This window comes from Rahnella sp. 2050, assembly GCF_040544515.1.
Classification (GTDB): domain Bacteria; phylum Pseudomonadota; class Gammaproteobacteria; order Enterobacterales; family Enterobacteriaceae; genus Rahnella; species Rahnella aceris.
In genome coordinates this window covers 45628-69952 of record NZ_JBEPKE010000001.1, presented here as the reverse complement: position 1 = coordinate 69952, position 24325 = coordinate 45628, and the positions used below count along the sequence as shown (strand labels likewise).

At 46.1% G+C, this 24325-nt stretch carries 16 protein-coding genes and 2 pseudogenes; 7 read left to right on the top strand and 11 right to left on the bottom strand.

Features of this window, described 5'->3' with window-relative positions:
• Positions 1-589: 589 nt before the first annotated feature.
• Both ABIC79_RS00285 and ABIC79_RS00280 read right to left on the bottom strand, forming a co-directional pair.
• The gene (locus ABIC79_RS00285) at positions 590-1078 is read right to left on the bottom strand and encodes a hypothetical protein (RefSeq protein WP_037430717.1); all 489 of its coding nucleotides are present in this window, start codon (positions 1076-1078) and stop codon (positions 590-592) included.
• 113 nt (positions 1079-1191) lie between these two features.
• Positions 1192-1344, bottom strand: coding sequence for a hypothetical protein (locus ABIC79_RS00280; protein WP_006324787.1), 153 nt, complete (start codon positions 1342-1344; stop codon positions 1192-1194).
• Between ABIC79_RS00280 and ABIC79_RS00275 the strand changes: the two genes are divergently transcribed.
• The 4 genes from ABIC79_RS00275 to ABIC79_RS00260 are packed head-to-tail and all read left to right on the top strand — an operon-like array spanning position 1272 to position 2748.
• A complete protein-coding gene (locus ABIC79_RS00275) occupies positions 1272-1469 on the top strand; it encodes a helix-turn-helix domain-containing protein (protein WP_236936170.1) in 198 nt (65 codons plus the stop codon). The genes ABIC79_RS00280 and ABIC79_RS00275 overlap by 73 nt on opposite strands.
• Before the next feature lie 11 nt (positions 1470-1480).
• Positions 1481-2008: a hypothetical protein gene (locus ABIC79_RS00270; RefSeq protein WP_006324786.1), complete on the top strand. Its 528-nt coding sequence runs from the start codon at positions 1481-1483 to the stop codon at positions 2006-2008.
• A 14-nt stretch (positions 2009-2022) separates the two neighbouring features.
• On the top strand, positions 2023-2382 hold the full coding sequence (locus tag ABIC79_RS00265; protein ID WP_023277089.1) for a hypothetical protein: 360 nt from the start codon (positions 2023-2025) through the stop codon (positions 2380-2382).
• A gap of 30 nt (positions 2383-2412) precedes the next feature.
• Entirely contained in the window at positions 2413-2748 is a 336-nt protein-coding gene (locus ABIC79_RS00260) for a hypothetical protein (protein WP_354566387.1), read from the top strand.
• A gap of 592 nt (positions 2749-3340) precedes the next feature.
• Here the strand turns inward: ABIC79_RS00260 and ABIC79_RS00255 are convergent.
• Positions 3341-4669 (bottom strand): hypothetical protein, encoded by a 1329-nt coding sequence (locus tag ABIC79_RS00255; protein ID WP_354566385.1) that lies wholly within the window; start codon positions 4667-4669, stop codon positions 3341-3343.
• Positions 4670-4797: 128 nt separating this feature from the next.
• A pseudogene (locus ABIC79_RS00250) lies at positions 4798-5296 on the bottom strand (tyrosine-type recombinase/integrase); the annotation flags it as partial.
• A gap of 113 nt (positions 5297-5409) precedes the next feature.
• Between ABIC79_RS00250 and ABIC79_RS00245 the strand changes: the two are divergent.
• On the top strand, positions 5410-9039 hold the full coding sequence (locus tag ABIC79_RS00245) for a DEAD/DEAH box helicase (RefSeq protein WP_354566383.1): 3630 nt from the start codon (positions 5410-5412) through the stop codon (positions 9037-9039).
• 682 nt (positions 9040-9721) lie between these two features.
• Here ABIC79_RS00245 and avs5 read toward each other — a convergent pair.
• From avs5 to ABIC79_RS00220, 5 genes and pseudogenes are all read right to left on the bottom strand, one after another.
• Positions 9722-12040 carry an AVAST type 5 anti-phage protein Avs5 gene (gene avs5 / locus ABIC79_RS00240; protein WP_354566381.1) on the bottom strand — a complete coding sequence of 773 codons (2319 nt, stop codon included), beginning with the start codon at positions 12038-12040 and terminating at the stop codon, positions 9722-9724.
• A gap of 419 nt (positions 12041-12459) precedes the next feature.
• Positions 12460-14658: a DEAD/DEAH box helicase gene (locus ABIC79_RS00235; protein ID WP_354566379.1), complete on the bottom strand. Its 2199-nt coding sequence runs from the start codon at positions 14656-14658 to the stop codon at positions 12460-12462.
• Positions 14655-15971, bottom strand: a complete 1317-nt coding sequence (locus tag ABIC79_RS00230) for an ATP-binding protein (protein ID WP_001515184.1) — start codon at positions 15969-15971, stop codon at positions 14655-14657. The genes ABIC79_RS00235 and ABIC79_RS00230 overlap by 4 nt, the downstream gene beginning before the upstream one ends.
• Positions 15972-15974: 3 nt before the next feature.
• A complete protein-coding gene (locus ABIC79_RS00225; protein ID WP_354566377.1) occupies positions 15975-18284 on the bottom strand; it encodes a TerB N-terminal domain-containing protein in 2310 nt (769 codons plus the stop codon).
• A 544-nt stretch (positions 18285-18828) separates the two neighbouring features.
• Positions 18829-19084: pseudogene (locus ABIC79_RS00220) on the bottom strand (Arm DNA-binding domain-containing protein); the annotation flags it as partial.
• A gap of 488 nt (positions 19085-19572) precedes the next feature.
• On the opposite strand from ABIC79_RS00220, the gene yajD reads away from it, so the two are divergent.
• Positions 19573-19920: an HNH nuclease YajD gene (yajD, locus tag ABIC79_RS00215; RefSeq protein WP_013575600.1), complete on the top strand. Its 348-nt coding sequence runs from the start codon at positions 19573-19575 to the stop codon at positions 19918-19920.
• Positions 19921-20130: 210 nt separating this feature from the next.
• Positions 20131-22338: a TonB-dependent receptor gene (locus ABIC79_RS00210; RefSeq protein ID WP_354566374.1), complete on the top strand. Its 2208-nt coding sequence runs from the start codon at positions 20131-20133 to the stop codon at positions 22336-22338.
• 58 nt (positions 22339-22396) lie between these two features.
• Here ABIC79_RS00210 and ABIC79_RS00205 read toward each other — a convergent pair whose 3' ends face one another.
• Both ABIC79_RS00205 and ABIC79_RS00200 read right to left on the bottom strand, forming a co-directional pair.
• Positions 22397-23581 (bottom strand): sensor histidine kinase, encoded by a 1185-nt coding sequence (locus ABIC79_RS00205; RefSeq protein WP_112198683.1) that lies wholly within the window; start codon positions 23579-23581, stop codon positions 22397-22399.
• Positions 23578-24276 (bottom strand): response regulator, encoded by a 699-nt coding sequence (locus tag ABIC79_RS00200; RefSeq protein WP_013575603.1) that lies wholly within the window; start codon positions 24274-24276, stop codon positions 23578-23580. The genes ABIC79_RS00205 and ABIC79_RS00200 overlap by 4 nt, the downstream gene beginning before the upstream one ends.
• Positions 24277-24325: the final 49 nt, after the last annotated feature.

The following is a 24325-nucleotide window of genomic DNA, read 5'->3' as shown; positions in this document are numbered from 1 at the left end:
GTATTTTATTCACTTTAATCCCATGTATTGGTTGACGGATAGTTCATTAACTTCAATCAATGGAGTGTCAACTGAATCAAGTCTGTGCAAATCATACTTATATGCCCATTCATTGACTGCCTGATAAGGACGCACACAATCAATCCAGTATCATTTCATATAACTTGCCTCACAAAAGGCAGTGTCGTTAATGTCTATGCCATAATACTTAATAAAGAGTTTATTAACTACTTCCTGCCATTGTAATAATGAATACACAATATCCCCTGTCAGATATAGTCATAATGGTGTTCTTTAAATACAGTCAACCCTCCAGTGAAGGATTAACAAGAATGAACGTTTAAAGGATATGATGATTTAAATGGCTGGCTGCAATTAATAACACTACCCAGCAATGAAATTATACCAAAAATATACTTTTATTGCAAATAATAACAATAAGAAACCAGTTCGCAATTCAGAACGGAAATAACTGAAAACAGATTTTTATTCATTAATAAGTAATGGCATACTTTACATTCCGCCATGTCAGACGGGCCAGGGTTCCGGGGTGGTTCCTTCTGTCTGACATGGCGGAAAACTGACGCTATCACACCTTCCCGTTCAGCTTTTCAAAGAGGCGCTTACGCTCATCTTCGGGCAGCTTCATGATTTGTACCGCCAGTTCAGAAACATTGGGCCCCTGAGACATCAGATCGTCCTTTACCAGCCTGAGGGCCTGCTCCATCAGTTGCGCCCGCGAAGCTGGCGACATATTGCGATACAGCTGCACCCAGAGGCTTAGCTGGCGATCACTGTCGTTGAGAGTAAACGCTTCGCCCTTAGCCCTGTTTCTCTCATCATCAAGCGACATTGTGGCTGCGCTGATATGGTAAACAACGCCTTTTCCGGCAGTCCTTTTACGACGTATTTCCGGGTGCAGGGATGCCAGCTTTTCCAAGCGCATTCTCGCACCGCGAGGCGTACCCGGCATCCCCTCTATATGAGTGAATTCCTCTGCTGTCAGCCAGTCTTTAGCCTCTTCAACAGAAGCTTCAGGATGAGTAGGTATAGCCGAAACTGTTCTCTTACTGCTCATATAAATTTCACCAGATATCAATGCGTTAATATGAAGACCAACAAATAGATACCAAAAGAACTTGAAAGGTATCTTTTATTCGCATTTAATATCCATGTACTGATTCCATGGAGTTAATACTGTGCGTAACTCAACAGCATCGCAGAAAAAGCAGAGCAAAGGAAGTTCAGGGAACTGGCATCGTGCCGATATTGTGGCAGCACTTCACAAGCGAGGGTTAACGCTGGCGTCACTGTCACGCAGTCACGGCCTTGCGCCACGTACATTAAATAATGCCTTAGAGCGTCATTACCCCAGAGCTGAGCGCATTATTGCCGGGGCTCTGGATACGACACCGGAAACATTATGGCCGGAAAGGTATGCCCTTAAAAATGGACCTAATAGCAGGTAAAGGATGCAGCCATGGCAACCACCATCACTGAAATAACGGAATACTTTGAGTATTTTTTCAGTTCTCTTTATCGCAGGGAGTTCGTCAAAACCCTGCGTCTGAACGAATGTAGCGAGCGGGAATTACTGCCTCTGGTACGTTGCTATTTGCTGGGTTGGTTTGCAGATAATGTCTCACCGGAAGTAAAAAGCAAGCTGCCAGGAACTGTATCCGGGCACGGTTACATTGATTTTGTCATTGATGATGTAGCCGTTGAGTTTGCAGTACGTAAACCAACTGCGGCACGTTCGAATGTCTCCGCAACTGTAAATAGCACTGAAGTTAAAAAGTTGATGAAGCACGACGGAAAAGCCTTGCTTGTGCTGTTTGACTTCTCTGACACGCCCTACTCAGAAGAACAGATTGAATCTTTCCGCAACTGGCCCTCTCTCGGTCGAGGGAATCATCGCAAGTCCGCATTCAACGTCGTTTATTTCTTTGTGGGAAAACGCAGACCGCTGACACTGGGAAAAATCACCAAAAACATCCGTATCACTTAATAGAGAATTAATTAATGAACAGAAAACTGTTGGCCTTATTGATAGCAGCCATAACGCTACCTGTCGCAGCAGCGCAGTACGTAAAACCCGGAGCGGTTCTAACCCTGAATCCGGGAAAGGGCAATGCTAAATTCAACATTAATGCCTCAACAGGAGATGGCTCAGGCGTATGCAATATGGAAGGGACGGCAAACCAAATAGCTGCCGGAGAAAGCCAGAAGCGTCGCTGGATCTGGAATGACAATACCAGCCAGTGTGTTGCAGTAATTAGTGAACTGAAAAACGGTAAGGCCAGCGTGATGACTCGTGGTTGCGAAGGCTACTGTGGGATTTCTGCGGCAGGCACAATGGATGGTCTATTTAATAAGCAGTAACAAATACCTTAATTAACGAAGGAATCTTAGATGAAAAGAACAATGCTTCTGGTATTAATAGCGGCTGGTTTGTTGGCTGGTTGTGGTGAGAAAACGCCGAAATGCAGTAGTGATGATGCTAAAAATCTAGTCGTAGATATTGCCAGAAAGACAATCGAGAAAGGGATGACACTGGATAAAGATGTGCGTATTTCTGTTGAAAATGTCAGAACAATTAGCTATAAATCAGGGCTTGATGTCTATCAGTGTGCGGCTGATTTAACGTTTACAAAACCAGACTTGCAAAATTCCCTACCAATCACCTACCGGATACAAAAAACTGATGATAATAAGGGTCAGTTCTATATAAACGTATCCGGGTTATAATCACTGAATAACATTCGGGTTCCTTTTGGTTGAAGTAATTCATGTTTTATTCCAAAAGGAAACCCCATGAAAAAGATTATCATATTTATCATTATGGCTATTATCACATTTGGTTGGTTCGTTACACACTATACAACTGAACCAGAAAAATATCTTCCTGCTAGCTCCCCCTTCATTATAAAATCTAATCTACCAGGAACTTGCAGGATCAGCGCCATAGGAACTATTGACGATTCAAAACGAAGTACTTCTGTCATCGCATGCAGGTTAAAATTGTATACGGATTACTAATTTAACATACTAGCTTTATGAATTTTAGGCACAAAAAAAATAGCCACAATATAAGTATTTTAAATTTTCAACAGATACTCCTTGAGATAAGCAAGACAATCCACATAACTCACTCCGTTTGAGTAATATATCCATTTTGAGGATTTTCATATCGCTCAGCTTAGATTAACCTCCCTTTACCAATAAAACCATTAATACATTTCTATTTCTAAACCCACCTAATTACATCGAGAACAAAGCTCAGCTGACTCCACAAAGATAATAAAGTCAGCTTACCAAAAGACCATTATCTTTCGTATAATTAAACCGTACTTAGTAACTTTGGCAATAGCTGACTAAACTCTTTTGAACTAATGACTTTAGTATTGGAACCGATTAAGGAATAGATAATATTCCCTCGTTTTTTTAGTTTCGCGTCATCGGTAACAAAATAATCAGTAATGCAGGCATGTATCAAGTGACTATTATCGCGATAGCTACTATAGATTTTCTTAGCATTGTCAAGCCTGACAGATTCTGTCTCGAAATTTATAAAATCGAACAAATTTAAAATATCTTCGATAAGTTTGTTTTTTTCTTGCAGGGTTGTTTCACGCACTTTTCCAGAATTAATTAAATCAGCTATTAGCTGATTATTTCCAAAATTTCTTTCTATTAATTCAAATCCTGGAATATTAACCTTACCATCGTCATTGAAAAACTTGATTGGATCTTTACATATTTCGTTGTAGAATTCTCTTCCTTTCCTCAGTTCAGGATAATTATGATAATGTTCGATGACTTTGACAAACCTATGAGTTTCGAATGTTTTAGTAAGTTTTGAATATTTTTTAACTCTCTCTATTGTCTGGGATATTGGTTCAGTGACAAAACAAAGCCCATTTTCCATGACACCAACCATCTGATGGTTGGTGATTTTCAAAAGATTGTCGAGATACTCTTCAAGGAAAAGAGGATTCATGTTAATTGAATCTTCTACTAAATATGAACTATAAACGAAAGAAATGACATTATTTTTCTTAGCCTGAAGGCATTGCTCCATACATTTTCCATGATTCGCAATATAAGAAACCGCGTTTTGATCTAGGTAGATACTAGTTCCTTTAATTTCAATAGACGTATAGTTAATATTATTATCATTAATGACATGGCAATTATTTAGAAATCGATCCGTCAGATCGGAAGAATAATAATTAAGCAAGGAGACTCTGAAGTCACGGACAATTTCATTACCTTTACAGACATACTCTTTGAATTTCCTAAAATCTTCCCCATCTAATTTCTGCATAACCTTAGTATCATGCTTTATTAAGCTACCGAATATCTGAAAAGAATCCCCCATCCTCAACTTATATATATCAACTAGTTTTAATATCAAAAGATTGTAATCATCATTCAGTTTTGCAACATCGTTGTATAATGTATTCCATATATTAATAACAAGTTCGTAGTCAACGCAAGGTGAACGATTTGAAAATTTTAATAACTGTTCTAGTTTTTCAGCTAACTCGTCTACAATTCGAAATTCTTTAGTTGTCTGTATACCGCTCAAACACTCTAAATCATCAAAACATTCCATTAATTTATTAAAAAGAATATTCGCCATTGCTTGCTGAATTACATCTTTCATCTCACACTCCTTCGTTAATCATGAAAAATCATTTCCCCTGAATTCACCACTGGACTTCAACTAATTTCCGCCCATATCCCTCCAAACTGCCAATCTTTATTAACTGATAATTTCCTCTGGAATAGCTTCTAAAGCAACTTATCCAAATAATCCGCCCACACCTGCAACCACTTCCGGCACTCAGCATCATACTTATAAAGATTATAAATTCCTTCAACACCGCCACGTGTATGCCCCAATACGGCCTCAGCCACCTCATTTGGACACTGTAAACGAGATAAGCCCGTTCGTACTGTACGACGCAGATCGTGCGGCGTCCAATGAGGTATATCAAGCATTTGACCACTTTCACGTAGACGCCATGAATTTTCAGTTAGATACTTCTGCTGGATTGGCTTCTTTGTGGCTTGCGAAGGGAATAGATATTTGTCAGAGGTAAGGCGTAGAACCTTGAGAAAGTCGATTGCCTGATCAGATAACTATACGTAGCGCTCTATCCCTGTTTTGGCTTCTCGCAGATGGTAAATGAATGATGCCTTTTTCAAAATCGAAGGCCTCCGGACTGACGCCGCCGAGATGACTGTGGCGCCGGGCCCGATTGTAGAGCACTTCAATGTAATCGAAGATAAGCATCTCACCGGGATCTGGATCTACGTCATGAGCGCAAGTTAATAGTTTTAGAAATCAAGCTAATTAGCATAATATCTCTTAACTGAAGGGATATGGAGCCGCAGAAATAAATGAAGACACGGCAGTATGCGCAAAAATCAATCTTCGATCTGGAAGCAATCTTCGAACAGTCCCGCAACAATGTTAGTGAACTTGAACAGCTGTTGAGCGAGCTGACTTTTCGCAACACTGCCAGGGCGCGGACTCTGACGTCTAAAATCGAGCAATCTCTAACTGCAATTAGCGACCGCAGCGAGGTCGCCATGTCGGCTTCCAGCCCATCAACATGTAATCTCGATTCGGCGTCCATACAATTTTCTCAAGCAGTGCCCCACAATGCACCTGCAACTGTAGAGCAACTGCAACCGAAGGCTATCCCAGACACTGCCATGCGACAGCAATTCGACAAAGGCCAAATCGATCTAGGTCCACTGCCGTCTTTCTCTCCGTCAGATAAAGCAAATGATGCGCGAGCAATACTGGCAGCATGGACAGCCCTCGAAGCACTATCGCCTCAAGGTTATAAACGCCCAGAGGATATGGCAACCGGCGACCGCTCCAGGGTTGCTCTATTGGAGCGAGGTGTTCCATGGGGACCAAATGCCCGCAGTAAGCCCAGTTATAAGCTTTATTTCGAGGTCGTCCTCGGCTCCATCGCTCTCGACAAGGCGACGGACGAGCTGGTCAAGGTTTTTGGCGAGGATGAGGAGCGTTCACGCCCGGACGGTAAGAAAGCGGCCATCGGCTCGATCCTGATCGACAAAGAAGGCTATGTGCTTGAGGACAAAGGCGTTGCCGTTTCCAGTTTTGCCTGGGCACTCAAGCCGGCTCTCGACCTGAAGCTTGGGAGCTTAGGGAATTGGCCGAATGTTGAGCCGCGCATTATCGAGCATCTGGATCGAATGGTTCGCCGCCACAACGAGGATGGAGAACCCATACCGATCGATTTGGATGTCGTTCTTAACGCTTATAGATGGCTTGTGTCTCAGTTCGGTGTACCCGAACATTTGGTTGAGCCACCCACATTCGCGATTAAGGTGTTTCATCATTTCAAGGCCAAGGCGCCGCCTGAACCTTCGTTACTGAATTCCTTCTATCTTGAAGATCTCGGTGAAGCAACCAAATTGCTCGAGACGGGCAAAGCCGGAGCCGGTTTGCGCCGCTACATGGGAATTGGCAGGCCTGAACAGAAAATCGACGTGCTATCGCCCATTTCCGCAGTTGAGCCATTCGTCGCACCCTCGCTCATGCCGCAGGCTCGTTGGCCTTCGAAAGGCGGCCATCCACTGGTGCTGCTTCAACAGGCTGCCGTGAATGCGGCGCGTGCTGAGCTGAATGATGCTCCAGGTATCATCGGCGTCAATGGGCCTCCGGGAACCGGAAAGACCACTCTTCTGCGAGATATTGTCGTTGGGTGCATTCTTGATCGGGCCACGGCGATGTGTGGCTTCAATAAACCGCAGGATGCCTTTTCCACAACAGGCGAGAAGCTGGCATTCGGTTCCAATGCATTCCTGCACTTCTACAAGTTACATGCATCCTTGAGGGGCCATGAGATCGTCGTAGCCTCCTCCAATAACAAAGCGGTCGAAAACGTCAGTAAAGAGCTTCCTCTCAAGGAAGCCAATGGTCGCCATGAACAGATCGCCTACTTCCGGTCCATCAGCGACCTGATTGCGAATCCCAAACGCGCCGGCTATTTCGAAGCCGAGGCCGAGGGGGACATCCCCTCCGACCCTGTCGAAACCTGGGGATTGATCGCCGCGGCTCTCGGCAAGAGCAGCAACCGAGGCGCGTTCCAGCAAAGTTTCTGGTGGAATGAAGACGGTGGTTTCCTTACCTACCTGAAAGCAGCTCGCGGCTTAAACGTCTTGCGTGAGATCAAGGACGAGCAAACTGGCGAAATCATCGATCGCGTGATGCCCAGCGTGGTCGTCAATGAGCGGCCCAGTACCAACGAAGCGGACGCTTTAGCGGCCTGGCGGAAAGCACGAACCGTTTTCCTTAAACTCAAGGAGACGGTAGACGCCGAAATCGCCAGCATCGAAGAGATGCAACGGGATATCCAGGCGCTCAAGGGAGCGACCACCGAACTTCAAAGGGTGGAACAGCGTCGTACGAGTCTGAATGAAGCCGTCGAAGAGGCACACCAGACTGCTGAATCCTGCCAACGGGAGCATGAGAAGGCAAAATCGCAGATCGAGCAGGATAAGATCATGCTCGACAGCCATCTTGCTGGCCGTCCAGGTTTCTTCTCCCGTTTGTTCGCGACTGCGGCCTGGAAGTTGTGGAGATCGACACTGCAGAAGCTCTCGGCGACCTTGCAGCAATCAGTCTTACGGGCGCAGGAGACAGACGGTGCCCTGGAGCTTGCAAGGACTGAGTGGAGCAATACTAAGTCCCAGTTACAGCAACTCGACCAGGAAATTTCCAGCAAATGTCAGGCTGTCTCGAAATTGAAGGCAACCGAGGCAGAGGCACGAAACCGCATGGGAGACAGGGTCGTTGATGAGAGATTCTTCGAGCGCGAGCACGAGGCTATCCACCTGACTGCGCCATGGCTTCCCGATGAGGTTCATCGCCTGCGGGAGGATCTTTTCGCCGCTGCCCTGACTGTGCATAAAACGTTCATCGATGCTTCGGCCAGCCGCTTGCAACACAATCTTGGGCTATTGATGTCGGGCATGGTGGCTGGTGCCTTCCAGTCTTCCGCTCACCGTGAACTTCTCCCCGACCTTTGGTCGAGCCTTTTCATGGTTGTGCCGACCGTGTCCACGACATTCGCCTCTGTTCGGACGATGTTCGGGGATCTGCCACCAGAGAGCATTGGCTGGCTTCTGGTAGATGAAGCGGGCCAGGCCGTTCCTCAGGCAGCAGTTGGAGCTATCATGCGGGCAAAGCGCTCCATCGTGGTAGGTGACCCGTTGCAAATCCCACCTGTAGTTTCACTTCCTGAAAAGCTGAACGCCGAAATCTGCAAGTTCTTTGACATTGACCAAGTCGAATGGTCTGCCCCCGCAGCATCTACGCAGACCCTTGCTGATCAGGCATCGCGCTTCAAATCCACCTTCGTCATGGACGTAGGTGATCGAGAAGTCGGGCTGCCACTTCTCGTTCACAGGCGTTGCCAGAACCCAATGTTCGACGTTTCTAACTCCATCGCGTATGCCAAGCAAATGGTCCATGCTGTCGGGCCTAAAAGACCTGGATCTATCGGCTCGGCATTGGGAAGATCTCGCTGGGTGGATATCAATGGCGATGCTGAGACGAAGTGGTGTCCCGATGAGGGCGAAGCGGTTGTACGAATGCTAAAAGAGCTGGCAGCATCGGGCATTACAAATCCAGACGTATTTATCATTACACCATTCAAGATCATAGAGCAGAACATGCGTCGGCGTCTCGACAGAGAAACCGACCTGCTGCGAACGTTCGGCGTAAAGCTGGATGAATGGTGCCGTGATCGTGTAGGCACAATCCACACGTTCCAGGGCCGAGAGGCGGACACGGTAATCCTGTTGCTGGGTGCGCCGAAAGCGAGTCAGCAAAGGGCGCGTCAGTGGGCGGCAAGCCCGCCAAACATAATCAATGTAGCCGTCTCACGCGCCAAGCAAAACCTGTATGTGGTCGGCTCGGCTGCTGCATGGGCAGGGGCGGGAACTAGTCTTCAGGTCCTGCATCGTCAATTGGCACAATCAGCCTGACAATCTCCGAGGTGGCCCTCATTGTTGAGGGCTCATCGCGACTCATTTTTGGCTTACTTCAGTAATGGGCTGGCCTCTAAATGTCAAAAGCTGACATTGCTCACATAATAGTCAAGTAGTCACTTTTCACCGCCCATCCAAGCTTGATAATTCTTACCGCTCCCCTTATATCCACACTGAGGAATAACCTCTGACATGGCTAAGGAGTACGATTATGGGGCTTAAACCTGGTCCAAAACCAATTGCAAAATCAACAGGAAAACCCGATCAACGCAGACGTGATAATAAGGATACACCCGGTAATACCCCAGGACTGAAACCAAGCAAATCAACTGGGAAGTAATCGTTCAAGGGTATGGAGAATTCATCTATACCCTTATCTCATTAAATCTGTCTGCTCTAGCCCGTTTGTGCCAAAAGCGGAAGAATTTAACATTGAGATAAATTTCAAAAAATCAGAGCGATTGTCTTACAGTTCTTTTATTAAAAGGCTTATTTACAAGCCAAAAATAACTATCCGCTGCCTGTCAATGCTTAAGTGTAAATATATTGGCAATAAAATAATGACATAGCTGAAAAACAATCTTATTAGCTCAGATTAATACTTTTCGGGATAAGGCTCTTAAGAGTTTAATAAATGACAAGGGAATGAGTTACTTGCCATTTATTAATTTAAGGATGATTATTTCTTACGACTCTCATAGAAGTTAATTAATTCATTAACTTCGTCCTTACGAGGAAGGAGTTCTATTAATGGATTATCCTTAAGATATTGTATTGCATATCTAAAGCCACCATCATTTTTATCCATCATTTTGTTTATGTGCCTTGAGTTATTATTATAATTCCGGATGGATTCTAGGCTACTTTCAAAGAAGCTCAGCGCATATATTTTATCATTATTTATAGATAGAGCCCTTGCAGACAACTGCGCTAATACTAATGTGGCACTGTAATAAGTTTGATTTTTAAACTCGGCACTATCGAGTCTTACTTTGCTTGCATAACTCATTCCTTCGACGAGGTCATCAATTGTGTGTGCCGATATTAATTCTGACTTAGCCCTTTGTAACCAGTAGTGCATATCTTCACGATAGGTATGTGCAATTTCCTTATATATGTCCCTGATAAATTTATGGACGTTTTTTCCATTCCCAAGTTCATTTAGTTTATCAAAGCTTATAAGGTTCCTTGATGCTGCAAGAAATCCTTTTGACGCAAGAGATATTATTAAATCAGATACTGTTTTATAAGATGCAGGATTCTTATCAATATACTCACTGATAACTCTTAAAAGCCAGGATGGTGAATTGCAGATTATAACTCCACTTGGATCTGTGTTAGTTGACTCCAATTCAAATAATCTATCATTTTGCGAAATAAAATTCTGAATATCAAAATATTTATTGTGACTGTTGATATGACCATATGTGGCTTTATTAAAAGCTGCAATTAAAATCAAAACAAACATTGAATCTTCATCAAATTGCTTATTAAATAAATTAGAACCACTTAGTCTATTTTTATACTCGCTATAGTATCGATAAGCAAAATTCAACAACGTTTCTGAAGATTTATAAAGTGGTAGCCCCTCAAAAGAAAGCTTATCATTGAGATAGTTACCTTCTTCATTAATCAAGTTATTTTTAATCTGAATTTCGGTATGTAATATCTTTTTATCCTTTAAATCCTTTAACTTGAATCTATATAACTCTGCGTCACCAAAACTCGAGCATAAAACAACTTTGTTACTAGGATGCACCCTTGTGGTTAAAATTTCATCAATGCTTTGTGCATTAAAGAAATTAGAGTCGAAAACGAATATATGATTCTCGAATTTTATCAATGAGTTTTTAATGGAAGGATCGAATGTGTCAGTCGAAGAGTAATAAGAGGCATTATATTCTTTTTTTGCCTCAATAATTTGAAATAAAAGTACAGATTTTCCGCTGAAACGTCGACCTGTAATTAGGATATAGTCATGATTACGTAGTGCTTTAATTGCATCATCACAGACATCTCGTTGAGAAAAAGTTATAGAATTTCGCAGGATTCTTTTATTATCCACTATTTTAGTTACAGGGCCTCCATTAGCGAATAAATTTATAGCCTCTTCTTTCATTAACTTGGAGTCATCGAGTTCGAAACTTCTTGTGGGGGATTTTCGCTCAACATTCTGAAGTGTGTTATTTAACCATTGATATATCTGATCGTAAGTGTCAAAGGTAATTACTTTTTCGATGCCGTACTCCGAAAGAGCTATTTTTTCTTCTAAATTTAAATATCCTTTCTTCAAATAAATTGATTTCTTAAATGGTGTGCTTCTTGATAAATGCATTAAATCAAGCTCTCCATCAAGACTGCAACCTATGAAAAGGAAAGCTGAGTTTTTGGCTTCCTCAGATAAAAAGGATAGCATGGATTTATTTTCTTCTATACTGTGTGCATATTCACGCCAAGTAAATATCAGATTTTGATCTTCGTATTTAATAAATTCAGTAATATCGCCATGAATTTTGAATAGACACTTATTAGCAGATATAAATTCTCTCTGAACTGCTCGATTTGGATGCAGAATTTTGTATTTCCTATTAACGTTTTCTATAGCATCGTCAATATTAAACGTGAAAATATGAGGCCAATCTAAATTTATTATTTTTGTCTTTTCGTGATCAGAGAGTTTACACTCTGAAAAAATGTTACCTAATAATGTCTTCGATTTTCGTTTGGGTATATATTCCTCCATATTTAGAAGTCCAAACGCTTTTTTAAGCTGGCTGATTCTTAAAATTTCATCTATTTCTGTTTGTGTTAACCCTTCTTTTTCTGCCGCTATATTCCTAATCAACTCCGTAAATTTAATAGCATCAGGAACTTTACCATTTTTTGCTCTAATATCTCTAGTAAATCCACTGCCAAAAAAAGGTATCAATTGAGAAGCCTTAAATAAAGCCACAATCTCATTCTTCAAGTTTGGTTCAGTATGATGTTGTACTTGCATTTTATCCTCGGTACAATTTGAATTGTAAGTTTAGCTCAGCATAGTTATTTTAGATGCCTGTTCGCTAGCAAACATCCAGATATTGTAAAAAAACCTGTTAGTTTTATCAACTCTTGGCTTAACTCATTTCACTCTAGGAGTGATTAATAATCTGGTTTAGATCAGGAACTAACATTTAAGTTATAAACCTAAGTTTAAATATATATTGTATTGCAAACATGAAACATGATCTAACCCAGTGCCTCTCAAAAGTTAGGTCATTGAAAAAGAACTCATGAGGGCTTTATCCATTTGCGCTCCTCACTCAAAGCAGACCATATGACCTCGATTTCTGGCAGATTCCAGCCAAGAGTGAACATTGCTAACATCATTCGGCCTCGATCTATGGGAGAGCCGATCGCCCTTATTGCTTAGCTAGTTTACTTAAGATGCTGCTTGAACCAAACACAAGTCCCCTCAATGTCATACGCTTTTTCCCCAAATCCTTTCGCAAGCAGGGATTCTGGTAAATACTCGTCGTATTTATCCAAGAATTTTTCTGGAACATCTGCGGCAAGATCAAATGCAGATGGTAAGCCTGACAACAGCATTTTTTTAAGCGCCTGTTGAACAGTTGCTACACTTGCATCATCAATCTCTATAACTCCAGCAAATGAATTTGTTTTAAAACCACAACGTATGAGCAAAGCAGTGATCGTATTCACAACTTTATCCCCCATCCAGGGTATTACGTAACAATGTTGTCCACTCGTAATAAAACACTCATTTTGAAGTTTAAAACGCTGAAAGTTACTACAGCCTTCCGCAAATAGGTTTCTGGCGGCAGTATCGGCATAATCTACTTTCTTGCTACCTATTGCTATGCGGTAATCACCTTCCCTATAGATAGCGAGCATTTCCTGACGAACGGCATCATGAACAGACATACCTCCCCCACTAAATTGTGGTGGCTGACCGCCTTTGGTTGCCTCTACATAGATAACTTTTTTCTCTGTCTCGATCTCTGTCACTTTCCAGCGCCGCCCACCGAAGATGATGTGTTGGTCTGGTAGCAGTGGGGAGTCCACAGGCACTGTTCCAAGGGTTCTGTTTCCGGTGACAATGCGGAACTCTTCTGGTGTATTGAACACGGCATAAAAAGTGTAATGGTTAGTCAGTTTCTCCCCCTCTGCCCCAACAACCATTTCGCCGCTAGCAAGTTGAGTGAGTAGGCCACATGCTCCCATATGTTTAAGCAGGCTTTTGAAATCGTTTAAATCTACATTTCTGAACGGCCCTGTCTGGCATAGTTGTGACCAGAGCTGGTCGGCGCGAACTCCACCCCATTGTGCGGTAATTGCAAGAATCTGGTGTAGCAGCGTGGAGTAATGCATCTGCCGGGAATCGGCAGGCTCAAACCATTGTTTAGAGATCATCAACCTGATCATTGCCATCGATTGCACCAACTGGAGTCGTAGGTGATCAACGATACTGCTACTCACAGTAAGCTCATTTTCTGTAATTAGCATTCTGAGTACTGATGGGGAATCGCGTCGCCCAGAACGCCCCATACGCTGGCGCAAACTGGAAACAGAATGCGGAGGCGTAACTTGGATAACCGACTTAACCTTACCGATATCAATTCCCAACTCAAGCGTCATTGTACAAACAGCTGTTGTGGGCAAATTTCCTTTCTGAAGACGAGATTCAAGCGCCTCACGTAATTCCTTGGCAAGGGAACCATGGTGGGGGAAAAATTCATTCGGAACAATTTGTTCCTCACACATGTCGCTCAGCGTTGCCGCTATGCTTTCAGTGCGCTTTCGGCTGTTTGCAAAGACCAAATGAGAATCGCCACGGCAAAGTCTAAAAATGTCAGCGCAAACGTCATGTTCAGCTGAACTCTGATGTTCTTCCTCTTTTTGGATCACTCGCTCCAGGTACCCTTTGACCTGTACCTGAAGAGTGGCCGTGCTATTACTATCTGTAACAGTTACGCAGGGGAGTCGTTTGTCCGGGCGCAACATTTCGGGCACTTTCTCCAGTTCCCCCAGCGTGGCACTCAACGCAACGCGGGGAATTGGATTTACCTGGCGTCCTAGCACATGGTCAATTCTATTGAGCAGAGAAAGCAGCTGTACACCACGCTCTGAGCCAATAAAAGCATGAAACTCATCAATAACGATGTATGCGACTGAAGAAAAAGCCTGTTTGAGCCAGCCCATTGAATTTATGAGCAAAGACTCAAGTGACTCAGGTGTAATCAGTAAAATGCCAGCAGGATTCGTCCGAGCCTTTTTCTTTTTGCTTTGTGGTACATCCCCGTGCCAGGGAGTCACTGGCATTTCCAATGCATCTCCAAGGCTCCCAAGACGACGGTACTGATCGTTAATCAATGCCTTCAACGGACTGATATAGACGATGCCAAATCCATTCGTGAGATCTGCAACTACCGAACAGGCAGGAAGAAAGAAAGCCTCTGTTTTACCCGCTGCTGTACCTGCACTGATTAGCACGTCTCGATCACGGGCTAAAATTGCCGGGATAGAACTCTCCTGCAAGGGCCTTAATGTAGACCACCCCTGCTTGTAAACCCACTTACGGACGCGGGGATCGAGGCTATCGTAGGCACTGCTCATAGTTTGAAGTTCGCCAGTCCGTCGTCGTCATCGCTTTCCTCCGTAGTGGCGTCATCCATATCGCTGGGCCTGTCCTCTTCAATCGCCACACCCTCGATTAGTGTTTGCCAGTTCATCGTTCTGTTTTGTTCCAGCACGGCCAGCATGTCCAGGAAACCTTTTATGGTATTACGGGGGGTACGGAAGTAAGCGTCTCCAATGGTTTTACTACAGTGATGCAGGAATCCAGTCAGTGCCTCATCTGGTACCAGATAATTCTCTGGATCTCCACCTGCATAAACATGACGAAGATTTCTCAGCAAAATATACAGTTCCTCAGGGGTGAGGCTGGCAAGATGCAAAGTGGGGGATGAGTAGTCAATCACTCCTGCTTTTTGCGCGAACCGGTTTTCCGCCAGACGCGACTGGAGCGCCTCATAGCTGTAAAGACCTTTACGCGGATCGAAAAGAAACTCTGGCGTCCCCCCGAGGATAAAACCAATGTTCTCGGCTGAACCTTGCAGGCAGTCATTCAGTATCCGCAAAATCTGTTCGTAGTTCGCTGTTCTTGCTTGCGTATTATTCAGCTTAAAGAGGTTCACCATTTCGTCGAGGCTGACCAAAAGACCAGCATAGCCTGCCTGGCGGACAAAAAGGCTCATCAGCTTCAAAGAATCATAGAATGAAGCGTCTGAGATAATAGTCCGAACGTCGAGATCGTTACGGGCATCAGTTTTGGTGGTGTACTCTCCCCGCAACCAGCGAATAGCATTGGATTTTAGCGTTTCGTTATCCTGCTCATGCCCGCGCCAGAATGCATCAATGACCTTCGCAAAGTCATATCCACCCACCATCTCTGACAGAGCTGCCAGGCGTTTATGAATAACTGATGAAACCTCGGAGCCGTCCGTGTCCGCTTCCTTTCTTGCCTCCGTAACGAATCTTTCAACAACGCTAAGTAACGCATTACCATCCGGCTTGTTTCTGGTGGACATGTTTTTCATAAGCTCAGAATAGAGATTACGAGCCTGACCTCCCGATGAGTGAATGCGTCTGTCAGGAGAAAGGTCTGCACTGACTGACACCAGCTTCTTCTCTAGCGCAATAGAGCGCACAACACTCAGAAAGAACGTTTTACCAGAACCATATTCACCGATGATAAGTCTGAAGCTTGCACCACCGTCAGCAATCCTCTCAATATCTTGGTGGAGAGCGGTGATCTCGTTCACGCGGCCAACCTGGATATGCTGAATGCCTATCCTTGGCGTTACACCTGACTTAAGTGACTGAATAATAGCGTCACGTTCTTTCACTCTTATACGTGTTACAGACATTCACTATCCCTCTAATTCTTTGGCAATTTCCAGGTCAACCCAGATATCATCATCGGCATCGTCCAGTACTGGAGCATCAACCACCGCATAGGACCAGTCATTGATCACCTCAAGCGCACCGCCGAGCATCAAATTCAAATTTCCGCACAATTCTGTCGCCTCTTTTCGGGACCACTGTTCTTTCTCCAGCAAACTGCGATAAAGCTGGCTATGTGCGGAGTCAAGCCCCCCCGCCTCCGTTGATGAGGCTGGAGCGCTTTCTGGCTCTTCCGGTTCTTCTTCGGTGAAAATTGTGTTCAGCAATTTACGAACATCATCCGTGGCAGATTCGTGGCGGGCAAGTACATTAGCATCCAGTGTGAACCCTGCTGCTGTCTGATCAGTTGGTACAGACGAGACGAGATCATGTTCAGTTGCGGAATGCTGATGGATATTGCTCGAGACAGATGAGGGATCCAGCCCCAAACTTGAATAAATCTTCTCAAGCTGTTTGATTTCAGCAGGCGCTATCGTCCCATCCGAACAGGCAACACTAACGATAACCTTACCCACAGCAGCTTTTTCCGCGGCCCCCATCAACTCAATCCTGCTTTTCATTCCTGTCATATTGGCTGGGGTATGAAGTTGCCACGTTAAATACGCATGTAGAGAGCGTTTTTCATCATCGGTGAAGCCAGGATTGTTGTTGATGGCATTCTCAAGCACTTTCTGTTCAGCTTGATCAAGAGAATCGTCAATCAAGGCGACCATCGCCCCTAATCTGAGCGTCATTACGGCTGAGATAAATTCAGGAGAAGGTGAGAAGCGTCCATCTTCGGCGGCATGGAATAGAACAAGTGTCCCATCAACATCCGCCTTCACATGGTGATAATACGGGTCAGGTGCCACACCGTAACCCATCTTCAGAGCAAAGGCCTGCATCAAATCGGCCTCTTTTTTATTGATCTTATTGGGGCAACTGGCATTCATATGTGCCCAAAAGTCAGCAACTGAGACTAACCCCTCCTTGACGAGGATCGCCTCATCAGCCCAGCGTTTGAATGAGCTTAATATTTTTTCTGCACTTTCATTAACGATCTCTGAAGGGAGCAACATAATTGCAGCCGTATCATTGACTGACGTACCTTTCCTACCAAGGTAGCGACTATAAGCATCAAGTTCATCCGTACATATGTCGGCAAGAGCCATAATTTTCTGGACAGGGCTCTTCAACGCACTTGGATCCGGCAGGTCGGGAACAGGAAGTCGAACACCTCGCAAACTAGGACTTGCTGGTGTGTAATCTAACCTTAGGCGCGTTTTATTCGCCTTAACGACCATCCCTTCACCATATTTGAGGGTGTAACGCCGTTTGAAAAGCGCAGCAAACTCTTTAGCACAGCGGCGAGCCGGGGTACGCAGCGAATACTCGGTGTGGTTTATTACCCAGTTCAACGCCAGTTCAGCTGATACAGGAACTCCTTCATGTACAGTTTTTGCCAGAGCCAGCTTAAATTGCATGCTGTTGCTGAAACCTGAATTGCTATCGAGCTCAGTGGCTAAGCCCATGTTCGGGCGCAGAATAGACATGGCTTCGAGTAATTGGGTCGAATATCCACGGAAGGAGCGGTTCTCAATGAATACCGATCTTAACCGAGCGACTTCATTGAACAGATTACGGAACTCAGCATCAGGGAATTTTGGGTCAGTGGAATCTACGAGCGCTTTTCTTTCCAGGCCGTAGAGGTAGATAAAAACATAGCCGATAGGACACGATGGATCAGACCTATCGCTGGCAAGCCAACTGACATACGCACCGCGTGCTTCTGGGGAAAGAGAGGAAAAACTGGGCCAGTATCCTAATGAACTGTCCTCGTAAAGATAAGCAGTAGGTTTTATCTTACATGTGTCATCAATTAATGATGCCTCACTTCCATCGTCATAATAGCCGCCTGATTCCTGACCGGAGGGCTTCATGCGTTGCCCCACGTAAATGTGGCCACCGCTAATTGCTACACCAGCCACAGTTATCATCTCACCCGGAAGTACCCATCGAGCTAGTGCACCTGCTGACTTTGAGGTGTTCCGGTAATGATTGGTTGTCAGCCGAAGTTCAACACCCCGGCCACCGCTCAATGTAAAAGTTGCAAGATTATCGTCTTCACTATCATCGTTTCGCACAACCGCCTCTTTTTTCTTGATGTCAGCGAGCCATTCTTTTGGCGGTGCTTTCACGGAGCTTGAAGCATAAGACTTTGGAGATTTACGTTTTTTCTTTCTAAAAAACAACAAGTAAATGACTAAAATCGCCGCCAGAAACTTCAATAACTCCATGATATATAACCTTAAAATCATTCCTCACGCACACTCATAAGCAGCAATGAAGGTTGAGCAAGTGGATTAATCTCAAAATAATACGTCTAAATCGCAAGGGTTCAAACCAAAATGCAATCAAAATTAATTTATTGATTTAAAGGAAAATAATTATTGATTAAGCATGCTTTTCAAGCAGAAATTTTGAAGGTATGCGAATGCTTGTGAGTCATTCGCATCAGAATGAAGTTGAATTGGTTCTGCATAAACATACGAGTAGCTGTTACATGGATGCAGAGCTGGCGGCAATTATCCTTATCTATTTGCTCTCAGAACTGACTCTGCTAACGGGAAATGAGTTCACCGACGGCGAACCGTGCAGAATGCATTTCATACTCTAGTGACACGAACAAACCACACAGTAAGTTTCTGTATAAAATTCCTACGCTGGTGACGTTCAACTTCTTGAGCACGGATTTCCTCCTGTTCCTTTTGTTTCTGATTGGTTAGCAGCGTCGGATCTCTCTGCAAAAATCCTCGGTAGGCTGATTCGGCAATGAGGGCATCGGGCTAGTTTCTCTTCTCTCTTCGCTACATTGGGGCAATCCCAACAGCAATGCCCCTTTTAGCCTCTTCACGTTTACTACGAGCATCAGCCAAAGTCACGTCGGGATAAACCCCAAGAGCAAGCAACTTCTCCTTGCCTACAACACGGTACTTAAGCCGCCAATAATCAAAAGGTAAAGTCCCCCACCATCAGAGAGTTTGTAAGGTTCATCTTTTGGCTTTGCGGTATCAACCTGACGGGCGTTAAGTTTCATTGGGGGTATATCCATAAGACCGAACAGCACATACCCCAAATGTACCCCCATATGCATGTATATTTTGGGGAGTGTCAGTAGACGTCAGAATGCAAGCGAGAGCTGGAAGATGCTGATTATAATGGTTTTCAGTGAACTGGAGTAGACTTTGAGAGATACTTGATTGGTGCGATAATAGGAGTAGAACCTATGAGCTTCGCCTTACGAAAGCAAGCCAACTCCAAAATGAGTACAAGAATGAGTATTCTAAAGACTAATTTTTAAATAAAACATAAATATCAATAAAATATAATTAAAATCACGGTTTAACGTCTGAACCGAACTTCAGTTTCCGCTCCACACAGAATCCACGCCCTTGCGTGGATTTTTCTTTTTTATCCCCCCCTAAAATCGCCCTCAGCTCCCTCTTTTATTTCTCCTTCCGCTCTGTTACGGGATATATTAAGGGCACTATCGTAAATTTTCTCTTTGTAACGGGTAACATCTCAATGGCACTGATCCCAAAAAACTACCAGCGTCTGGAAAGCGGATATCGCGAGAAAGCGCTAAAAATCTATCCGTGGGTGTGCGGACGTTGTTCGCGGGAGTTTGTGTATTCAAACCTGCGTGAATTAACGGTTCACCATATCGACCATGATCATACCAATAATCCGGAAGATGGCAGTAACTGGGAGTTGTTGTGCCTGTATTGTCATGACCACGAACACTCGAAGTACACAGAAGCAGATCAGTACGGTTCAACGGTGGTGGCCGGTGAAGATGCGCAAGATGATGTCGGTGCCGCCACCTACAACCCGTTTGCCGATTTACAGGCGATGCTGAATAAGAAGAAATAGGGTCGATTGCGCTCCGCTCCTCCAGCAAAACTAAAAACCCCGGTATTCACCCAAATCCACGCGATGCCGTGGATTTTTTATGATGAACGAGGCGATTTCCGCCACATAAGTTAGTCCCCTGATATTTTTCTTGCATCCCAAAACGCCATGCGCATAATCGCAAATTCAAATAATAATGATTCTCAGTCCTTTTTACATTAGGGTTACATTATGCGCGAAAAAATTTCACCCACAGGGTTTAAACCGACCCTGCTGGCACTCTTCGTCAGCGTAAGCTGCATGCCTGCGATGGCGGCCACCGCCCCTGCTCCGGCGACCAGCTCAACGGCGGCGACAGGCGATACCATGACTATCGTCAGTGCGCCGGATAATGAATTCAAACCCGGCGGCAATGAGCTGGTTCCGGCCTATCTGGACGGTCAGGTCGCGCATGGTGGTCGCCTCGGCATGCTTGGCGAACAGAAGGCAATGGATGTGCCGTTTAACGTCATCGGCTTCACGTCAAAACTGATTCAGGATCAGCAGGCGCGGACCATTGCTGACGTCGTGCGCAATGATGCCACCGTCCAGAACGTGCAGGGATACGGCAACTTCGCCGAAACCTACCGCATTCGTGGCTTCCAGCTCGATGGCGATGACATGACGTATGGCGGATTGCCGGGCGTGGTGCCGCGTCAGGTGATGGATGCGTCGTTAATCGACCGCGTAGAAATCTTTAAAGGTGCGAACGGATTACTGAACGGCGCGGCGACAAGTGGCGTAGGCGGCATGATCAACCTCGAGCCGAAGCATGCGGATGACGCGCCACTGACCCGTGTGGGCGTGGATTACACCTCCTCTTCTCAGGTTGGTGGCACCCTGGATCTGGGCCGTCGTTTTGGCGATGACAACCAGTTCGGTGTCCGTCTGAATGCCGTTAACCGTGAAGGCGAAACCGGTATTGATGGTGAGAAAAAACGCACCACCGCAGCCTCACTGGGCCTCGATTATCGCGGTGACCGCCTTCGTACCTCTGTGGACATGGGCTATCAAAAGAAAACCTTCCACGACGCCCGTCTTGGCGTGAATATCAGTGGTGTGGATTTCATCCCTAAAGTGCCATCCAACAGTCACAATTACAGTCAGGACTGGGTATACAGCAATATTGAGTCCGAATTTGGTATGGCCAAAGCGGAATATGATGTGACTGATGACTGGACAGTGTATGGCGGCGTTGGCGCACAGCATTCGCATGAAACCGGCGACTATGCTTCCCCTGCGCTGAAAGATGCTGACGGGACGGCAACGATTGGTCGTCTGGATACCAACCGCATCATCAATAATTTCAGCGGAATGGCGGGAATTCGCGGCAATTTCGATACTGCCTTCATCACCCACAAGGTGAATTTTGGTTATTCCGCCCTGACTTCACGCAATAATACGGCGTGGCGTATGGCCTACGGTGCCAATGCTGAAAACACCAATATTTATCACACCACGAATGTCCCGAACCCGACACCTAATCTGTCTGGCGGTAATTATGACGACCCGCTGACCACCGGGCGTAACCGGACTCAGGGCTATCTGTTAACCGACACGCTGGGCATCCTGGATGATACCCTGTTGTTCACCGTCGGCGCACGTCATCAGAAAGTGATCGTCCGTAATTACAGCAATGCGACCGGCGCTGAAGACGTGTCATCACGTTACAGCGACAGCCGCTGGATGCCGACGTACGGGGTTGTGTATAAACCGTGGCAGGTGATTTCCCTGTACGCCAACCACACCGAGTCTTTACAGCCGGGCGATGTGGCACCGAATAACGCGAAAAACTACGGTTCGACCACCGGCATTGCCCATTCAAAACAGAACGAAGTGGGTGTAAAAGCGGACTTCGGGCGTGCAGGCGGTTCACTGGCATTATTTGAAATCAAAAAACCGTCAGGCATTTTGGACAGCAATAAATTCTACAATCTGGACGGTGAACAACGTAACCGGGGCGTGGAGCTGAACGTCTTTGGCGAACCGGTGCTGGGCCTGCGTCTCAACGGCAGCGCGACCTGGATTGATCCGGAAATGACCAAAACCCAAGACAACACCTATAACGGTAAAGATGCGATTGGCGTGCCGCGCTACAACCTGGTGCTGGGTGCGGAATATGACATCAAACCGGTTGACGGCCTGACGGCCACCGCGCTGGTGAACCATTCCGGCTCACAGTGGGCAGACTCAGCCAACACGAAGAAAATCGACGCTTATTCCGTTCTGGATCTTGGCGTGCGTTACCGCACCAAAATCAACCAGAATGATATGGTCTGGCGTGCCGGTGTTGATAACGTGACCAATGAAAAATACTGGTCAAATATCGACAGCACCGGAACCTATATTTATCAGGGAAAAACGCGCGCGCTCAAAGTCTCCATGACGTACGACTTCTGATACGGATATAAAAAGGGGATGCATTCAGCATCCCCTTTTTTATTGCCGTGCGAATTTTTTATTGGCTGTTTTCCGGCAGCGGTAAACTGACCGTGACCATCAGCCCGCCGTGCGTTCTCTTCTCCGCATGGATCCCCCCGCCGTGCGCTTCACAAATCGCACGGGCGATGGATAAACCCAATCCGCTGCCCCCGGAATGTCGTGCGCGGGAAGAGTCCGCCCGGCTGAAGCGTTCAAACATAACAGGCAGAAAACTGTCATCCACACCCGGACCCTTGTCCCGGAACGTTATGTCATAACCGCCATTGCGGGGCGCAATGGCGATGTCCAGACGCCGTCCTTCCTGCGCATAACGCAGCGCATTTTCCATCAGAATGGTAAATACCTGCCCGAGCCGGAACGGGTCACCGACATAACGGCACGGCGTCTCCGGCGTCAGGGCGATGTCAAAACCGGCTTTCGTCGACTGAGGTTTCAGCCAGGTCATCCGCTCGCGCAGCAGATCTGCCAGATCCAGTTCTGTCTTGCTGAGGTTAAGCTGACCGGCATCCGCCAGCGACAGCAGATGCAGTTCGTCGATCAGACGGTTCAGATGCAAAAGCTGTGTCATCACCATCTGCAATTGCTGCGGCTCCGGGCGGAAAACACCGTCCAGCATGCCCTGTAAACGCCCCACCGCCGCCGTGAGCGGTGAGCGCAGTTCATGCGCCATCGCCACATGGGAGGCCCGCAGCTCCCGCTCATAACGCGAAAGTTGCAACATCATGGCGTTAAAATCATCCGTGAACTGAATCAGTTCCGCCGGCGCATTTTTCACCGGCTCAGCCCGCGTATTAAAATCTCCCTGCGTGACCGCACGCGCCACCTGGGCCAGACGGCTGAATTGTGACGAAAGCGGTCGCGCGGCTTTTAATCCCAAAATAGCGATAAACGGCGTCACCACGACGACCAGGATGCCAACCATGATCCAGTCGGCCGAGGCGATGGAGGGATCGGAGTAACGCGCCCCCCAGCCCTGATCGACAATCTCATGAAACCGCGCAAGATTAAGATCCGGATTATCCCGCAGCACGTAAAACTCTGCCCTGAGTGCGGGAGACATATGGTGCAATACCCAAAGATTCTCAATGACAAAACGCAGCCACATGCACAGAGCAATCACAACGACACTGCCGATGGCCAGCGTCAGGATCCGCACACAAATCCAGCGCCACAGGGACTGATAGTGAGAGTGGTGGTTCATGGCTGTCTGAACCGGTAACCGACGCCGCGCACATTAACTAACACGTTAACGATGCCTGCAGATTCGAGTTTTTTACGCAAATTATAGACATGCGTATCGACCACCCTTTCCAGCGCCTCGCTTTCCGGCAGGCAATGCTCCAGCAAATACTGACGTGAGAACGGGCGTGTTGGTGCCCGCATTAATGTGCTCAGTACGCCAAATTCTGTCGGGGTTAGATCAAGATAATGCGGTTCGCCCGAGGCAGAGCTAACCGCCGCCGTCAGCGCCCCGACATCCACGTCGAGACCCTGCCAGCGCAACACAGCAGACGTGTTGTTTTCGTCTGTCGCCACACGACGCAGTACCGCCTGCACCCGCGCCACCACCTCACCGGGGTTGTAAGGTTTGACCACATAATCATCCGCACCGAAGCGCAGCGCGCCAATTTTATCGGGCATGTCGCCCATCGCCGTCACCATAATCACCGGCGTGCTGCTTTCACGCCGCAGCGATGCCAGCACATCAGTGCCGCGCATCCCGGGCAGCATCACATCCAGCAAAATGAGATCCGGCTTCCAGCGCAGCGCATGCTCCAGCCCGGAAACACCGTCACCGGCAATCTGTACGTCATATCCTTCGCGTTTTAAATACGCATCGAGAACGTCTGCCGCATCGGCATCATCTTCAATAATCAGGATCCGCTTTGTTTGCATTGAGTCGCCCTGGCTGTTTCATCATAAATTCCCGGCAGTTTACTGACCC

Excerpts from the sequence above, each read along its gene's own strand:
- ABIC79_RS00285 (WP_037430717.1), bottom strand. The coding sequence starts at position 1,078 with ATGAGCAGTAAGAGAACAGTTTCGGCTATACCTACTCATCCTGAAGCT.
- ABIC79_RS00280 (WP_006324787.1), bottom strand. The coding sequence starts at position 1,344 with ATGTACGTGGCGCAAGGCCGTGACTGCGTGACAGTGACGCCAGCGTTA.
- ABIC79_RS00270 (WP_006324786.1), top strand. The coding sequence starts at position 1,481 with ATGGCAACCACCATCACTGAAATAACGGAATACTTTGAGTATTTTTTC.
- ABIC79_RS00265 (WP_023277089.1), top strand. The coding sequence starts at position 2,023 with ATGAACAGAAAACTGTTGGCCTTATTGATAGCAGCCATAACGCTACCT.
- ABIC79_RS00260 (WP_354566387.1), top strand. The coding sequence starts at position 2,413 with ATGAAAAGAACAATGCTTCTGGTATTAATAGCGGCTGGTTTGTTGGCT.
- ABIC79_RS00255 (WP_354566385.1), bottom strand. The coding sequence starts at position 4,669 with ATGAAAGATGTAATTCAGCAAGCAATGGCGAATATTCTTTTTAATAAA.
- ABIC79_RS00245 (WP_354566383.1), top strand. The coding sequence starts at position 5,410 with ATGAAGACACGGCAGTATGCGCAAAAATCAATCTTCGATCTGGAAGCA.
- avs5 (WP_354566381.1), bottom strand. The coding sequence starts at position 12,040 with ATGCAAGTACAACATCATACTGAACCAAACTTGAAGAATGAGATTGTG.
- ABIC79_RS00235 (WP_354566379.1), bottom strand. The coding sequence starts at position 14,658 with ATGAGCAGTGCCTACGATAGCCTCGATCCCCGCGTCCGTAAGTGGGTT.
- ABIC79_RS00230 (WP_001515184.1), bottom strand. The coding sequence starts at position 15,971 with ATGTCTGTAACACGTATAAGAGTGAAAGAACGTGACGCTATTATTCAG.
- ABIC79_RS00225 (WP_354566377.1), bottom strand. The coding sequence starts at position 18,284 with ATGGAGTTATTGAAGTTTCTGGCGGCGATTTTAGTCATTTACTTGTTG.
- yajD (WP_013575600.1), top strand. The coding sequence starts at position 19,573 with ATGGCACTGATCCCAAAAAACTACCAGCGTCTGGAAAGCGGATATCGC.
- ABIC79_RS00210 (WP_354566374.1), top strand. The coding sequence starts at position 20,131 with ATGCGCGAAAAAATTTCACCCACAGGGTTTAAACCGACCCTGCTGGCA.
- ABIC79_RS00205 (WP_112198683.1), bottom strand. The coding sequence starts at position 23,581 with ATGAACCACCACTCTCACTATCAGTCCCTGTGGCGCTGGATTTGTGTG.
- ABIC79_RS00200 (WP_013575603.1), bottom strand. The coding sequence starts at position 24,276 with ATGCAAACAAAGCGGATCCTGATTATTGAAGATGATGCCGATGCGGCA.